The following is a 15,258-nucleotide window of genomic DNA, read 5'->3' as shown; positions in this document are numbered from 1 at the left end:
CACGTCCTCATTCATCAATTCCAGTGGTATGTATTAGACGATCATTCCCTTATTCATGTTTCTAATTCAAACGCTTCTTTGGTAAAATGGAAAAGACAAGTCATCATAGGGAAAAAATCGAGAAGGAGTGTTTTCTATGGCGTACGAAGCAAAAATGAAAGAAACAGATAGCAGCGTCCTTGAGTTTATAGAAAATGTTGAAAGCCCTAAGAAGCGCGAAGACGCCTATAAGTTATTAGATATTTTCACCGAAACGACAGGCTATGAAGCGAAAATGTGGGGACCGAGCATTATTGGATTCGGCGCCTATCATTATAAATATGAGTCCGGACATGAAGGCGATGCGCCACTAGCCGGTTTCTCACCTCGCAAAGCCAAAATTAGCTTATATTTTGCGACAGGTGATACGGGCCGAGAGGAATTATTGAAGGACTTAGGCAAACATGAAGCTGCTAAAGCCTGTGTGTACATCAATAAAGTAGCAGATATCGACGTTGATGTATTAAAGGATTTAATAAGCCAGTCGGTCTCATTTTTGAAAGAACGCTACCCGAATCATACCTAAGTAAAAAAAGGGGCCGTCTCCGTGTAGATCCATCTACGCGGGGATTGCCCCTTCTTGTATGGTTAATGGAATGGCCAAGCTCAGGTGAGGGGCATTCCAACGCTTTAATGCCCAAAAAGGGCCTTAAATCTCTCGCTTCGGCCGGCGAACTGACTTTAACGCCCAAAAAGGGCGTTAAAGTCTTGGGCTCGCTGCCTTTTCGGGGGCTTCAGGCACTTTAAGGCCCAAAAAGGGCCTTAAAGCTCTAGCTTCGGCCGGCGAACTGACTTTAACGCCCAAAAAGGGCGTTAAAGTCTTGGGCTCGCTGGCTTTTCGAGGGCTTCCGGCGCTTTAAGTCCCAAAAAGGGCCTTAAAGCTCTAGCTTCGGCCGGCGAACTGACTTTAACACCCAAAAAGGGCGTTAAAGTCTTGGACTCGCTGGACTTTAGGAAGCTTCGGGCACCGAAAGGCCCAAAAAGGGCCTTAAAGATCTTACTTCGCTTGAATGTAACCCTCTGCTTTGAGCAACTCGGCGATAAGAACAGCACCACCCGCTGCTCCGCGTAATGTGTTATGCGACAATCCTACAAATTTATAATCAAACATGGAATCCTCGCGCAATCTCCCTACAGAAACACCCATACCGCGCTCTATGTTACGATCAAGATTTGTTTGAGGTCTGTTTTCTTCTTCGAAATACGTAATAAACTGTTTAGGTGCGCTTGGTAAAGCAAGTTCCTGCGGACGTCCTTTGAATGACAACCAACGAGCAAGAATCTCATCCTTCGACGGTTTCTTTTCAAAGGATGCAAATACGGTAGCCAAATGTCCATCCGTTACGGGAACACGAATACATTGTGTAGTAATTAATGGTGCAGTTGCTTTAATAATTTCATTATTTACGATACTTCCCCAAATGCGCAGCGGCTCCTGCTCACTTTTCTCTTCTTCCCCACCAATATAAGGAATAACGTTATCCAACATCTCAGGCCAATCCGTGAAGTTTTTACCCGCACCAGAGATCGCTTGATAGGTCGATGCAACCACGTTAGTTGGTTTGAAATCAAGCAAGGCATGAAGCGCTGGCACATAGCTCTGGATTGAGCAGTTTGGCTTCACAGCAATGAAACCAGTCGATGTTCCAAGGCGTTTTCTTTGAGCAGCAATCACATCAATATGACCCGGATTCACTTCTGGGATGACCATTGGGATATCCGGTGTCCAGCGGTGAGCCGAATTGTTGGAAATAACAGGTGTGCCTGTTTTGGCGTAAGCTTCTTCTAACGCTTTAATTTCATCTTTTTTCATATCAACTGCACAAAAAATAAAATCAACGCCAGTGGCAACCTCTTCTACTTTCGAAGCATCTTGAACAACGATCCCTTTCACATTTTCAGGAATAGGGGTGGACAATTTCCATCTGCTCTTAACAGATTCTTCATACGTTTTACCCGCTGAACTGCTGCTTGCTGCAATCGCTGTAACCTCAAACCACGGATGCTGATCTAGTAATTCAACGAACCTCTGGCCAACCATGCCAGTGCCTCCGACAATACCAACTTTTAATTTTCTCGACATGTTAAGTTCAATCCTTTCAAATTCGTATGATGGTATGAAGTATCTCACTATTACATTCAAATTGCCTGATTTGGTGTGCCAAATGTTGAGGCACATGAGTTAAATTTTCTATTGCTACAACAAAAAAATCCCACCCCCAAGACTATTGCCAGTCTTAGGGACGAGATTAATATCCTCGTGGTACCACCCAGTTTCACCAATATGTCGCCATATCAGCCTCTTCAAGTACGACAAGCCATTGGCATGCGTATACTTTAGCTCTGTAACAGGAGCTCCTGTCACACCATCCCCTACTGAATCGGTTCCGATGTGCTGCTCTGAGGCTTTGTTCAATAAAGTTCTCTTTACTCCTTTTCAGCTAACGGAGCTCTCTGTGAAAGATATCATTTATTTACTCTTCTCTTCAACGCATTTGTTATTGCGATTATATTATCAAATTACCGGAGGTACGTAAACAAAAAATTTTGGGATTTGGTTGATTACTCCGTAATTGCACCTTTCGGGTTCGTGATCCATTTAGGTCCAACCCACGTCTCGATCAGATAGCTATCACTAAATTTACTGCGAAAAAGGCTAATAACATGAACCTTTTGAGGCGAAAGTGCAAGTGTTAGCGCGGTATCAGGGTGCGGCGTATTCTGGAGAGTAGTCGTATCTTGAAGCAGCAAATAGGTATCTGTATGTTCAATATTGCCTAATTGCTGCATCTCCAGTTGTATCCATTGATCTCCGAGCCATGTGGCAACTTGAAACCACTTCACGTCTGTTATTTGTTTAAAACTTAGCAATTCCTTTTCCGTCGCAACGATCCGAACATCTTGTGGTGAAATCAACCCAATCGGACTTTGTGAGGCATCTGGAGAGCTGTAAATTGGTGTATTTTCAAAAAGAGTAACGACGGCAGGAAAGCCTGGTTTAGTAGGAGGACTGAGTTTGATTGCCTCTTGTTCATATTTCTTCATTACTTTTTCCATGATTGAAATGGCTTCCGCATTCGTCAGGTTGTCTTTCGGTCGAAATTCCGTTTGCGTCGCACTGTCCAAGAGGCCATCCCGATAGGCAATTTGAACAAGCCCTTTTTGATGGTCACTGATGTCTTTGTAGTCAACGAATACCTTACCTGCATCTGCTTGTGAGTTATCCCAGCTCCCTTGCACAATGCTCAAGGTCAACAATTTTATTAATCCGCCTACGGCAGTTTCGCGGTTCAAGTGCTGTGCATACATCGGAGCAAGGTTATACACATACCCTTTGATCAGCTCGTCTTCTTTGCCTTTTGGCAGCTTCACGCCCATCTTGATCATCGTCACCCAGTTGCCAATATCGATCGGCTCATCGTACCGCTCAGGGGCCAGTACATAGAAGTAGAAGGAGTTCCACTCCTCTCTCGTGACCGGCCCTTCCATAGAGCTGCCGTCTTTAAACGGCACAATTCGCTGTTTGTACGGCTTTAGCACAGGATCAACCCAATGAGCACTTGCCGCGTACGTCAATAATGGAACCATCAACATCATGATTACAGACAGAATTGTTACTTTTTTGATAAATGGACCTAAACCAGCATAAATCAAAAGTCATCACTCCATACATTAAATTCTAATGAATTAGACGAAGTATGCTGCCAATAGTTTCCATTTCAATAAAAAAATCCGCCACACGGCGGACAATAATCGAACTATATGTCTTTATTCAACATCATCTCGAGGATGAGCTTGTCTATATCGGACGTGGCTTCATTCCCGATCCGACAGAAGTTGTCGATCGTTTTCTCGGCGTCATTTTCGATAAATCCATTCGTAGAGGAGATTGTCATCCCTTTAGAAGCGAGAAGCGCAGATTGTACCGCTGCACTCGTGCAGGTCGCTACCTTCATAGCACAGCCGCCTTTTGCGCCATCACACATCATCCCAGTTACATTGCCGAGCATGTTTTGGATTGCGGCCTTAATCTCATTATTTCCGCCACCTAGTAGATAGGTAATGCCGCAGCTTGCACCTGTTCCTGATACAGTAACGCCACATAAGGCGGATAATCGCCCAAACTTGGATTTGATATGAATGGTGACTAAATGGCTTAATGCCACGGCTCGAATGAGCTTATCCTCCGAAGCGCCAAGCTTCTCAGCAGCCGCGATAACCGGGTTAGTTGCTGCGATGCCTTGGTTACCGCTACCCGAATTCGCCATAACTGGCATGCTAGAGCCAGCCATCCGAGCGTCGGATCCAGCGGCAGCAAGTGCCATGGCATGTGAGATTAAATCATCTGACAAAATGCCTCGTTGCACATTTTCTTTAATCGTCTTCCCTACTTCAAGCCCGTAGGATTTCGATAAGCCGTCTAATCCTGCCTTACGATTCAGTTCAATACTCTGTTTAACCAAATCGAGCTTGCTAAGTTCAACGGAATTCACGAATTGCACGATGCCATCGATCGTCAGCTCGCCGCGTTCCTCTTTGGAACTCTTGAAGCTCGCATTCGCGCAACCTCCTGATTCAACGACCTTCCCATCAACCTCAATTAGCGTTATATTCGTGTGGTTATCCGTGATAACAACCTTCGCATACCCCTGCTCTGTGGTGACTACGACCTCAATATAAAGTTTCCTGCTCGTATCTGCTAGATGTACTACCGAACTACCACGTTCAACCAAATCTTGTGCAGCAACAATATCATCGGGCTTAATATCGGCAAGCACTTCTAATTGTTTGTCGGCATTTCCAGCAATTGCTCCTAGAGCGGCAACAAAATCGATCCCTGTCAGATTCGTCCCTGGAATCCCGACGGCAAGTGCATTCTTGATGATACCTGCGCTGGCATGAACTGTTATTTGCTCAATTGAACCATCCACATAACTGCGGGCTTTCGCAGCAGCTAAAGCAATAGCAACCGGCTCTGTGCACCCGAGTGCGACAACGAGTTCGTTTTTTAATATGTTTATGAATGTATCTGTATGCAAAGATGTACCCCCTTAACATCCAAGTAGCTATAACCCTTGAATGATAATTTAAAATATACTATAGCTGTTTAGTTTAGTTCAACTACTACTATAACGGAAAAGTATGAGGAGAGTATGTTGAAATTATGAGAAAAACTTACCAATTAGCCTTCCGCCACATCAGCCCCCAAAGCACTAGCAACCTCTAACATTCTTGGAATGACGGCTTCATTCGTGCCCGATACGTAAAGATCTCCCTGATAATGCCGGAAAGGTATCTTGATTTCACCATAGCTCCACATGAAGAAATCGCCCTCAATAGACATGCTGGTTGCACCAGTCACTGTAAATACGGACGAATACGTAAAATCTGGTTGGGTCGAAAAATATTGTTTGCACGTTTCCAAAGAAATGGTTTGTGCTTCTTGTTCCAATTGTTGAAATGCTTTGGTAATGCGATAGCGTTGACTCATCGTACTGCCTCCGTTCGTGATTGGATATGATTTCTGACAACATTAGTTAGAGTCTTAAAGATCTCCATCTCATTGAGCAGGACTCAAATTAATGGTTAACTTACGAATAATCTTATGATAGGACATTAATGAAAGAAAGCCAACCAGAGAAATTGGAGCGTGAATAACAAGTGGGTAAATGGAAATCAGGATCAGTTGGATTCTTGTGCGGCGCGTTATTTTTCTCAGGACTCTCCTACGCGGCGACAGAGTCAATCGGCATAGACGTATATTTCCGTAAGCTGCAGTATTATTTCGATGGAGAGAACAAGCAGCCCCCGGCAGACCTACAAGGATTCATTTACAAAAATACGACCTACGTACCGCTTCGATTCTTGTCAGAATCATTAGGGAAGCCAGTCGGTTGGGACGATCAAACCAGCTCAATCTTTGTAGGGGACAAGCCCCAACAGTTGCCAGTACCACCCAAGCAAACCGAAAATTCAACCTTGCAAGTGTTTCCGAAGGATAATCCTTGGAATACAGACATCTCTGCCTTCCCTATTCACCAGAAATCCAAACAATTTATCGACGCAATTGGCTTTAATACCAGTGTTCACGCTGATTTCGGTACGGAATGGGAAGGTGCACCGATTGGGATTCCCTATACAATCGTAGATGGCAATCAACCGAAAGTAAACGTAACGTTTACAGATTACGGCGATGAAAGTGATCCCGGACCTTATCCGATACCCGCAAATGCTCCCATTGAAGGCGGCCCAGCTGGTGATGGCGATCGACATGTGATTGTAGTGGATAAAGACAATGATATGCTATATGAATTGTTCAACGCACACGCCACGCCCAATGGCTGGCAAGCTTCAAACGGCGCGAAGTGGGATTTGAAATCAAATGCACTGCGCCCTAAATACTGGACGTCCGCTGACGCGGCCGGGTTACCTATCTTCCCTGGTCTCGTTCGATATGAGGAAGCAATGACTGGAGAAATCAACCATGCGCTGCGATTCACGGTACGAAAGACACAACGTGGATTCGTCGCTCCAGCTACCCATTATGCATCGAACAGTACGGACCCTAATCTTCCTCCTATGGGACTCCGGATTAGGCTGCGTGCCGATTTTGACATTTCCAGCTACTCTACGACCAATCAAGCCATCCTTCGAGCGATGAAGAAATACGGGATGATTGTCGCCGACAACGGCAGTGATCTCTATGTGAGTGGAGCGCCTGATCCCAAATGGGACGATGATGATTTGCATAAACTCGGCAAAATCAAAGGCAGCGATTTCGAAGTCGTGGATACAGGTCCCATTGAGAAATAGTTGAACTATGACAGGAAGCCTTTTAACGCCTCGATGCTTTTATTTGCTCTTAGGTTCAGTGATTTTTTGTCTTTCAAATCGAAGGATTTCAGCTCGTGTCCGGGATCTAAAATCAATGGATTTAACATAATATCATCGAGTATCACCTTCGCAGCCTGTAATGCTTCGTACAATAGTTCTTTGGTGATAACATCCTTCACTGAAGTCAGAATGAGGACGATCGATTCCGCATACATGAGTTTGACGATGCTGTCCGCGCTTTTAATATGCTTAGATGCGAAGCTTACTACCTTTTTCAAAATGACTATTTCTTTAAAATCCCGGGCTATGGATTCAAGGCTGTTCAAAGCCTCCCATTCTCTAATGGAAAGTCCTCTTGAAAAGTGGTCGATCATTTCTTGCACCCATGTCATTTCTGTCTCTTTCGAAACGGCAAATGATTTGTATTCATCGTGTGCCCCATCTCGAAACATTTGAATCGTGCTGCCGCGATAATAAGTAAATAGTTCCTTTGCTCTTTGTTGCTCTGACTCCATACGTGAACCGCCCCGACATTTCATTGCAAATTTTGTGATTTCTCAAATCATAGTACCATATCCAAGTTAAAATCAGCCATTCGCCTCTTTTTGGAATCAAAAAAGGCTGTCCTTAAGTAGATTGCTCTACTTTTGAAGGACGGCCTTTACTTTCCCTTATTCAGATAATTTCATGTTCTGGGCTTGGATCAAGCTTACTATGCCTGATTTGACCTTCGTATAAAACCTGAAAACACAATACCCCAGCACGCCCCCAGCACTATTGAGAATGAGATCATCCACATCGAAGCTTCCCATAGACAATATGACTTGTAAACCTTCCAAGGTTAAGCTTAAAGCAAATGAACGCATGAGCACACCGAGCAGTGAAATCTGCTTATGTCTCGACAGTAGCATTATAAAAATACCGTACGGCAAAAATACCGCGATATTTCCAAACAAATTAACAACATCATGAGACGATAGCCTTTGGATATTATCAGAAATAGATTCGAATGGCATAAAGTTCGCGAATGCCAAGCGATTCTTAATATGAACAGGATTCTCAACATTCCGCTGAAGTTGATGCCACAGAAAAGGTAAGTCTATTGAGCTGAACTTAAATAAAATAATTTTGAACACGACGTACATATAAACGGCAAATAAAGCCGGCAGCATCATCTCATTCCATACTTTCGTTTGTTTCATTTCGCATTCTCCCTCTCCTATAATTCTTAGGTGCTCATCATGGTAGTACGGTTACTATGACACCATCCACATTATTTCCTGATAGTTGATAGGAACGATTGCTTGGCACATGAATGGTACTATTCTGGGTAATCGGATAATAAGAAATCTCGTATTTCTTGCCTTGAATGGTCGTAGATACGCTCTTTTGCTGTTTCAAATATTCCAAATATTGCTCCAACGCGAAATTCTTCTGCTGCATAATCACACTGTGTGGCAATCCAACATAGCGAAAATGCCAGGGTTCATATTGGATGCCTGTAATGGCCGTTTTGTCCTTCGCATATCGTAAAATAAATCCGTATGCCGGTGCATGCTCGATCAACCAATCTCCCTCAGGAGCTTGATTCATCTCACCTAGGGTAGAACCAATATCAAGAGCTAAGCCTAAGTTATGCTCACTGTGCCCCGCGGGCAAAGCATAATTAGCACCCATGTCTTTGTACAATTGACTTTGTTCTTTATTGTCTCGGTAACCACTGTTGATCATAAAATGGCGAACCCCATCTTTTTCAGCTTGTCTGATCATCGTGATAAAAGATTGAACGACGTTTTGTGATAAGCGAATTGTGTTATCTAACAACCCAAATCCATTAACAAGCTCTTTATGCTGAGATAAATTGACGACATCTGATTCCATGCCTACTTGATGAATTGGATTATCCTGATTAATCAAAACTAGATTTCCTTGGTAGATTTGGTCTTTGGTCACTTTTATTGCCATATCCTTGGCTTGGGAAATCACCTCATATGCTCTATCGTTTTCTTTCACTTGATCATCTTTCGCGGCACCTGAATGCTGTTGTACGGCCTCATAGCCAAGCAGTATAACTATGACAAGCCAAAAAACCCACTTCTTCATCGACTGTTTTCCCTCCTAAACCTTGCTTGCATTTAGAATAAAGAAAACTGTTTAAAAAAGAAGTGGGACAAACATAAAATTTTTCTTAAATTTGATCAATGAAGGGCAATCGCACTTCAAAAAGTGTACGAATGACATTGCTTTGGACTGTAATCGTTCCCTTGTGTTGCTCCACAATATTCTTCGCGATGAATAAGCCAAGTCCCGTACTCCCACCTTGATGAGTTCGAGCTTGATCTCCCGTATAGAACATCTCAAAGAGATTAGGCAGATCGTCCGGGGAGATCATGTTGCCGTAATTGATGACTTGAACAACCGCTTCATCCCCATCACGATGGGCATGGATATCGACAAATTGTCCATCTTTCCCATACCGATTGGCATTCGTCAATAGATTTTCAAATACACGTGCTAGCAGCTCCCCATCGGCCGAAATTTCCAAATGCGGTACAACATCCATTCTGCTTATTAAATTACTTTTTTCAAATACGGGGAACAATTCCTCATTTAGTTGTATGAGCAGCTCGCTTAAATCAATTTGCTTCTTTTCAATAGTCAACATGCCATATTTCATACGTGTAATTTCAAAGAGTTCATCAATGAGCTTCTCTAAGCGTTGCGATTTATTAAAAGCAATGGTTGTATAATGGATCATTTGTTCCCGCGATAACTGTTCATCCTGAAGGATAAAGTCCAAATAACCAATCACAGAGGTGAGCGGCGTACGTAAATCGTGAGCTAAGTTCAAAACTAGCTGATCCTTACTGCTCTCTGCAAAATCCCCTCGTTCTACCGCTTGCTGTAGTTTCTCACTCGCCATATTGATATCTTCTGCGATATCCTTGAACTCATCATTGGAATCAATATGAATACGACTATGAAAGTCACCGCCAGCAAGTCGATGAATCCCTGTCGAGATTTCATTAAAATAAGTGGCATAAGGCTTGGTCAGGAAAAAGAAAAACAAAATGGAAAGCGGAATAAATACCAACAAAAAGAAGTTTAAGTCCCCAATCGTATTAACAAAATGACGTAATCTAGCTACAGGATCTTCAGCTCGAACGCCTGCGTAATAAAGCTTCAACACTCTGTACAGGATAAAGGTACATGTACCGGACAACAGCATGCTGAGCCCAAATAAACCGATCATTTTGGATCGAAAACTGCGCAGTAGGTTAGCCATTGAATGTATACCCCACACCCCATACCGTTTTGATTAGTTTATTTTTGTTGGAATCCTCACCAAGTTTTTTGCGCAGTGTACGAATATGTACCATGACCGTGTTACCACTTTCATAATAGGCTTCCCCCCATACATGCCCAAAAATATGCTCCGCACTAAACACTTTCTTAGGGTGACTGGCTAAAAGATATAGAATATCAAATTCTTTCGGTGTAAGCTCGACCTTCTCGCCATATACAAGAACGGATCTTTGATCAGGATCAATGGACACACCACCCGCTTCCAACACGGGGCTATTGACTGGTGCCGACTGGTTCAATTGCATAGAGCGCCGCAGCTGCGCATTCACTCGAGCCACCAATTCCATCGGATTGAACGGTTTCGTCATATAATCAACAGCGCCCATGACCAATCCCGTTATTTTATCCAAGTCGGAGGATTTGGCACTCAAAAAAATGATCGGCAATGAATAGCGCTCTCGAATTTGCCTAGTCACTTCATATCCATCTAGTTTGGGCATCATAATATCCAAAATCGCTAGATCAATGGCATGCGATTCAATCGCTTGAATAGCCTCTATGCCATTCGATGCCTGAATTAGCTGGTAGCCTTCTTTTTCTAAATGCAGCGCAACGAGATTAGCAATTTCCGGCTCATCATCAGCGATTAAAATCGTAGTACGTTTCATCCTTATCCCGCTCCTAAAAAAACTTGTCCTGCTTTTGTTTACAATTCATTCCTATTATAACCGATTCAGACAAAAACAGCTCTGCCGATGGCAAAGCTGTTCATTCTGACGTTGTATGAAAAAGACATGGCACGCGGCAGCTTATTTGGGAAGTTTTTTAACCAAACAGTTTTTACATTATTTGCGGCTACGTTAATTTAAGAAGGAGTATAAGATAGACTGGCACTAAATGAGAGCTGGGTAATATCAGCTGCTGAGGCATTAGATGCTACATTCGTCCTTATACGAATACCAATACGATCACCCTCTAAGACATTTAATGTATTGAGATTTATATTGGTTGCTGCATAGAAAAGACCAGCAGTAACCGGATTACCAGAACCTCCAAAAGTAAGCGAGCTAGTCAGCGCAGTCGTCAAGTATTGTGAAGCAATATGACTAACCCCATTATTAGGAGATGAAGGTGCTTTGAACACTGTGAACTCATATACAAGAGGTGTCACATTAATCGAAGCCACTGAAGCAACCAATAAATCTGCGCTTATTTGTAGATTTCGAACGGTACCGTTAAAGGGAACTGGGAATGCGAAACCACCTGCTTCTGGTGGCATAGTTGATTCTCCAGAAACGTTAATAACTTCAACCGCGCGATTACCAAAACCCATTAAAATTGGAGCAGCTGATACGACTGTAGCACCAATGAGGATGATACCCGTTGAAAATGGAATTAATCCTCCAGCAGCACCCGCTGGTCCTGTTGCTCCGGTTGGACCTGCTGCTCCCGCTGTTCCAGCCGTTCCCGTTGCTCCGGTCGGACCTGCTGCACCTGCTGCTCCAGCTGTACCCGTTGCTCCAGTTGGTCCAGCCGCACCCGCTGTTCCTGCTGTTCCTGCTGGGCCTGTTGCTCCTGTTGGTCCCGGTGGACCTCCTGCTGGCCCCGTTGCTCCTGTTGGTCCCGGTGGACCTCCTGCTGGGCCTGTAACCCCTATTGCTCCCGCTGGGCCGGTTGCTCCCGTTGATCCCGTAACTCCTATACCTGTCGCTCCTGTAGCTCCTGCAGCTCCTGCTGGGCCGGTAACTCCTGTTGCTCCCCCTGGGCCGGTTGCTCCTGTTGATCCCGTAGCTCCTATACCTGTAGCCCCTGCAGCTCCTGCAGCTCCTGCAGCTCCCGCTGGTCCAGTTGATCCTGTTGGTCCCGGCGGACCACCCGCTGGGCCTGTAACTCCTGTTGCTCCCCCTGGGCCGGTTGCTCCCGTTGATCCCGTAGCTCCTGTACCTGTAGCTCCCGTTGCTCCCCCTGGGCCGGTTGCTCCCGTTGATCCCGTAGCTCCTGTACCTGTAGCTCCTGTTGCACCCACTGTTCCCGCTGTTCCCGTTGGCCCCGCAGGCCCCATTGGTCCCATAGGTCCCATCGATCCCGCTGCACCAGCTGTTCCCGTTGGCCCCATAGGTCCCGTTGGTCCCATTGATCCAGTCGATCCTGCTAGTCCTTCTGGTCCTTCTGGTCCTTCTGGTCCTTCTGGTCCTTGGTGACCTCTTGGTCCTGTTGGTCCCTCTGGCCCTTTGTGACCTCGGGGCCCTTCTGGCCCTTCTTTCCCTTTGTGACCTCTCGGTCCTTCTGGTCCCGTTGCTCCCGTAACTCCCGCTGCTCCCGCTGCTCCTACTGGTCCTGTTGCTCCCGCAGGACCTGCTGCCCCTGGTGTCCCCGTAGGTCCTTGGGGCCCTCGTGGTCCCTCTGGCCCTGGAGGACCTGGTGGGCAATTACATTTCCCCATACTAATCTCATCTCCCTATTTTCAAACGTATTTCATCATATTAAAAGCCTAAATAGATAGACACAGTAAATGCCTATCAAATTATCAAAAGTGGAAAATAAAACTAATTACTCAACAAAAATCAACTCTTTTATGTGATTGTCCCATACCAAAATGACCGCGCTAGCATTATTTATTAAAGATGGATCGATGGCTAGGGAGTGATAGGAATGGACAAGCGCCCGTTAATAGGTATTATGGTAACCAAAAGGAATAGTAGGAAAAGAATTTTGGGTCTTTGTCAACGTTTTCAAAATCAAAACCTGAGACTTTTTGCTTTCACTCCAGCAGATATACATTGGAAAAAGCAACGTATTATTGGACTTAGCCTGAAAAATGGCCAATGGATACAAAGTATGTTTCCTTTCCCTCGTGTCGTCTATAACCGTTGTTATAACAAAGACTCAATGACCATTCAACGCCTAGAGAAAATAATAGGTAAGAATAAGTGTTTCAATATAATCAATCATTTTAATAAATGGGACCTCTATAACCAGATACAACAATCGAGTCTTTCGCAATATGTACCCGACACATTTCAATATAATGAAGTGAATATATCACAACTATTAGACAAACATAATCTTCTCTTTATAAAGCCGATTTATGGATCTAAAGGGGCGTCTGTCTATCGAATTGAACGTCTGGATAATAAAGATATTCACATTTCATTGCACAGCTTAGCTCCAAGAGTAATTTGCAGGAGTAATGAAAGCATTCAGGAAAAATTAGATGAACTTCTTGGACGACAGAAATATATGGTCCAGCAAGGTATTCGAATGAGTCAACTCGATCGTCAATATTTTGACATCCGGGTCCTTGTTCAAAAGGGGAATATTGGGCAATGGATGATTTACAACATCACTTGTAGAGTGGCATTCGAGCATTACTTTAACACTAGTATGTGTGAACGCGTTTATGATGTAGCAGACATTCTCCCGCGACTACTTTCGCCTGAAAAAGCAAATGAAATCCTACAGTCTCTGAATGAAGTAAGTGTAATGGCCGCTCAAGAAGCAGAAGCTCTTATGGGTTCATTGGGAGAATTGAGTGTAGATTTTGTATTGGACAAACAAAGTAAGCTATGGATAATTGAGCTTAACGGAAAGCCCCAAAAAAATATTTACGAAGATCTTAAGGGTTTTAAACATAAGGATCTGTATCGAAGACCAATGGAATATGCTTATTATCTTACTCAATCAAAAATAAACGAACTCATCGCTGCAAGAGATCGATGAGTTCGTTTTTTCATTTTATTCATGCGTACGAATTTCCCACTCACGTCATGCGTTAGGCTCGGAATCCGAGCCTATTCCTGTCTTCCCCCTGCTAACCTGCACTGAGTACACTTCTGATCTGCAGTGATACATCTTTATCCACTTTGTACCAAACTTCCTCTTCACCGGCTAAAATCTGGATACATTCATTGAACAGTTTCATCGTTATTTTGTCGCCATAGGAATAGAATAATAGGCTCTCATCTGAATCACCTGCATCCAATGGACGCGGAATCATATTGATCTGAGCTTTTAACAAGGTATAAATGACGCCCTGAATGCGGTTTTCTGAGAAGAAGATAACCCCATCTGAATCCGTAATTAACATGCCACTCGCGGCCATTTTGGCGAATAACGTTTGATCAGGCAGGAAGTTAGGTTTCTTCACTAACGCTTTGCATAGTTGGTGCAGATACGGACTTGTTCCGAAAGCATGATTAGGCAGTTGATCGAATGTGAGAACTCCGCGTGCAGGTACGGTAATACCATACGTTTCATTGTTCTCAAATTTGATTTGATAATTGCAAGGAAGAATGTCCGAGTTGTAGCTGCCGCCAGAATTTAGCCCGAATAGCTCACGCTGAATGACCAATTCGTTGGAAAAAGCTTGGAGTATCCTGCGATCAGTCACATTAACGGAAGTTTCATCATTGCCTGCTAGTGTTACTTTTAAGCTTAATATCGACTTTCCTGGTTGCTTAAATTGATTTAACCAAGGCTGATTTGTGACAATTTCATCCAGATTGACAGCCTCATGTTTGAGTTCGGCTATAATTCTGGTTAACTCATCTATTTTTTGAGTGAGTTGACTTTGTACAGTCTCAAATGTTGCACTTGGTGCTGCTTGCTCCACAGGTACGGCTTCTTGCTCACACCCAACAATAAAAATAAGGGATAATATAGTGCATATCATTACTCTGCAATATTTCAAACTCAACACCTTCTTCCAAAGTATTTCTATCTATATAGACGTTTATAAGCAAGAAAAAGAACCCCGAAGGATTCTCTAAGTACTACTATTTGTCCCGCTATCACTACTACCGCTACTGCTGCTATCAAATCCGCCACTACTGCCGTTATCTGAACTCCAACTACTGCTAGTGTCTGTAATGCTTGAACTACTATTGTCGATATTATCGCTGTTAAAGTTAATATTCGAATCTGAGTTGTGATGCCCGCCGCTTGATCCACCACTTTGCGAAACAAGTGAAACAATTACGCCAATAATGGCAACCAAGAAAAATATCCAAAAAAACGTCATAACATCCATCCCCATTTACGCGACATGTATTACAAATATTGTATTCGCTGTAAATGAGT

Annotated in this window: 15 protein-coding genes and 1 other annotated feature; of the genes, 3 read left to right on the top strand and 12 right to left on the bottom strand. The window is 43.8% G+C overall.

Annotated elements, in window-relative coordinates:
- The first annotated feature begins 136 nt into the window (after positions 1 to 136).
- Positions 137 to 565, top strand: coding sequence for a DUF1801 domain-containing protein (locus tag AC58QC_RS25870; RefSeq protein WP_497417927.1), 429 nt, complete (start codon positions 137 to 139; stop codon positions 563 to 565).
- 471 nt (positions 566 to 1,036) lie between these two features.
- Here AC58QC_RS25870 and asd read toward each other — a convergent pair whose 3' ends face one another.
- The 4 genes from asd to AC58QC_RS25850 form a co-directional block, all read right to left on the bottom strand.
- Positions 1,037 to 2,122 (bottom strand): aspartate-semialdehyde dehydrogenase, encoded by a 1,086-nt coding sequence (asd, locus tag AC58QC_RS25865; RefSeq protein ID WP_497417926.1) that lies wholly within the window; start codon positions 2,120 to 2,122, stop codon positions 1,037 to 1,039.
- Between the two features lie 153 nt (positions 2,123 to 2,275).
- Positions 2,276 to 2,538, bottom strand: a binding site (T-box leader).
- Positions 2,539 to 2,601: 63 nt separating this feature from the next.
- Entirely contained in the window at positions 2,602 to 3,693 is a 1,092-nt protein-coding gene (locus AC58QC_RS25860; protein WP_497417925.1) for a hypothetical protein, read from the bottom strand.
- A gap of 104 nt (positions 3,694 to 3,797) precedes the next feature.
- On the bottom strand, positions 3,798 to 5,078 hold the full coding sequence (locus AC58QC_RS25855) for an L-cysteine desulfidase family protein (RefSeq protein ID WP_497417924.1): 1,281 nt from the start codon (positions 5,076 to 5,078) through the stop codon (positions 3,798 to 3,800).
- A 143-nt stretch (positions 5,079 to 5,221) separates the two neighbouring features.
- On the bottom strand, positions 5,222 to 5,530 hold the full coding sequence (locus AC58QC_RS25850) for a hypothetical protein (protein WP_497417923.1): 309 nt from the start codon (positions 5,528 to 5,530) through the stop codon (positions 5,222 to 5,224).
- Positions 5,531 to 5,700: 170 nt separating this feature from the next.
- Between AC58QC_RS25850 and AC58QC_RS25845 the strand changes: the two genes are divergently transcribed.
- The gene (locus tag AC58QC_RS25845; protein ID WP_497417922.1) at positions 5,701 to 6,852 is read left to right on the top strand and encodes a stalk domain-containing protein; all 1,152 of its coding nucleotides are present in this window, start codon (positions 5,701 to 5,703) and stop codon (positions 6,850 to 6,852) included.
- Between the two features lie 5 nt (positions 6,853 to 6,857).
- Here AC58QC_RS25845 and AC58QC_RS25840 read toward each other — a convergent pair whose 3' ends face one another.
- From AC58QC_RS25840 to AC58QC_RS25815, 6 genes are all read right to left on the bottom strand, one after another.
- Entirely contained in the window at positions 6,858 to 7,388 is a 531-nt protein-coding gene (locus AC58QC_RS25840) for a hypothetical protein (RefSeq protein ID WP_497417921.1), read from the bottom strand.
- Positions 7,389 to 7,544: 156 nt separating this feature from the next.
- Positions 7,545 to 8,075: a VanZ family protein gene (locus AC58QC_RS25835; protein ID WP_497417920.1), complete on the bottom strand. Its 531-nt coding sequence runs from the start codon at positions 8,073 to 8,075 to the stop codon at positions 7,545 to 7,547.
- A gap of 37 nt (positions 8,076 to 8,112) precedes the next feature.
- Entirely contained in the window at positions 8,113 to 8,976 is an 864-nt protein-coding gene (locus tag AC58QC_RS25830; RefSeq protein WP_497417919.1) for a M15 family metallopeptidase, read from the bottom strand.
- A gap of 85 nt (positions 8,977 to 9,061) precedes the next feature.
- Positions 9,062 to 10,159, bottom strand: a complete 1,098-nt coding sequence (locus AC58QC_RS25825) for a sensor histidine kinase (RefSeq protein ID WP_497417918.1) — start codon at positions 10,157 to 10,159, stop codon at positions 9,062 to 9,064.
- Positions 10,152 to 10,847 carry a response regulator transcription factor gene (locus tag AC58QC_RS25820; RefSeq protein WP_497417917.1) on the bottom strand — a complete coding sequence of 232 codons (696 nt, stop codon included), beginning with the start codon at positions 10,845 to 10,847 and terminating at the stop codon, positions 10,152 to 10,154. Before AC58QC_RS25820 ends, AC58QC_RS25825 begins: the two co-directional genes overlap by 8 nt.
- A gap of 197 nt (positions 10,848 to 11,044) precedes the next feature.
- Positions 11,045 to 12,622 carry a hypothetical protein gene (locus AC58QC_RS25815; RefSeq protein ID WP_497417916.1) on the bottom strand — a complete coding sequence of 526 codons (1,578 nt, stop codon included), beginning with the start codon at positions 12,620 to 12,622 and terminating at the stop codon, positions 11,045 to 11,047.
- A 209-nt stretch (positions 12,623 to 12,831) separates the two neighbouring features.
- On the opposite strand from AC58QC_RS25815, the gene AC58QC_RS25810 reads away from it, so the two are divergent.
- Positions 12,832 to 13,899: a YheC/YheD family endospore coat-associated protein gene (locus tag AC58QC_RS25810; RefSeq protein WP_497417915.1), complete on the top strand. Its 1,068-nt coding sequence runs from the start codon at positions 12,832 to 12,834 to the stop codon at positions 13,897 to 13,899.
- A 91-nt stretch (positions 13,900 to 13,990) separates the two neighbouring features.
- On the opposite strand, the gene AC58QC_RS25805 is transcribed toward AC58QC_RS25810, so the two are convergent.
- The gene (locus AC58QC_RS25805) at positions 13,991 to 14,869 is read right to left on the bottom strand and encodes a hypothetical protein (RefSeq protein WP_497417914.1); all 879 of its coding nucleotides are present in this window, start codon (positions 14,867 to 14,869) and stop codon (positions 13,991 to 13,993) included.
- Between the two features lie 75 nt (positions 14,870 to 14,944).
- On the bottom strand, positions 14,945 to 15,199 hold the full coding sequence (locus AC58QC_RS25800; RefSeq protein WP_497417913.1) for a hypothetical protein: 255 nt from the start codon (positions 15,197 to 15,199) through the stop codon (positions 14,945 to 14,947).
- Positions 15,200 to 15,258 lie beyond the last annotated feature (59 nt).

The sequence above is a fragment of the Paenibacillus sp. J22P51 genome, assembly GCF_059692215.1.
This window is presented reverse-complemented; position numbering and strand designations above follow the sequence as displayed.

Bases quoted from the DNA above. Each gene is read 5' to 3' on its own strand.
- AC58QC_RS25870 (WP_497417927.1), top strand. From the start codon at position 137: ATGGCGTACGAAGCAAAAATGAAAGAAACAGATAGCAGCGTCCTTGAG.
- asd (WP_497417926.1), bottom strand. From the start codon at position 2,122: ATGTCGAGAAAATTAAAAGTTGGTATTGTCGGAGGCACTGGCATGGTT.
- AC58QC_RS25850 (WP_497417923.1), bottom strand. From the start codon at position 5,530: ATGAGTCAACGCTATCGCATTACCAAAGCATTTCAACAATTGGAACAA.
- AC58QC_RS25840 (WP_497417921.1), bottom strand. From the start codon at position 7,388: ATGGAGTCAGAGCAACAAAGAGCAAAGGAACTATTTACTTATTATCGC.
- AC58QC_RS25835 (WP_497417920.1), bottom strand. From the start codon at position 8,075: ATGAAACAAACGAAAGTATGGAATGAGATGATGCTGCCGGCTTTATTT.
- AC58QC_RS25830 (WP_497417919.1), bottom strand. From the start codon at position 8,976: ATGAAGAAGTGGGTTTTTTGGCTTGTCATAGTTATACTGCTTGGCTAT.
- AC58QC_RS25825 (WP_497417918.1), bottom strand. From the start codon at position 10,159: ATGGCTAACCTACTGCGCAGTTTTCGATCCAAAATGATCGGTTTATTT.
- AC58QC_RS25820 (WP_497417917.1), bottom strand. From the start codon at position 10,847: ATGAAACGTACTACGATTTTAATCGCTGATGATGAGCCGGAAATTGCT.
- AC58QC_RS25815 (WP_497417916.1), bottom strand. From the start codon at position 12,622: ATGGGGAAATGTAATTGCCCACCAGGTCCTCCAGGGCCAGAGGGACCA.
- AC58QC_RS25810 (WP_497417915.1), top strand. From the start codon at position 12,832: ATGGACAAGCGCCCGTTAATAGGTATTATGGTAACCAAAAGGAATAGT.
- AC58QC_RS25800 (WP_497417913.1), bottom strand. From the start codon at position 15,199: ATGACGTTTTTTTGGATATTTTTCTTGGTTGCCATTATTGGCGTAATT.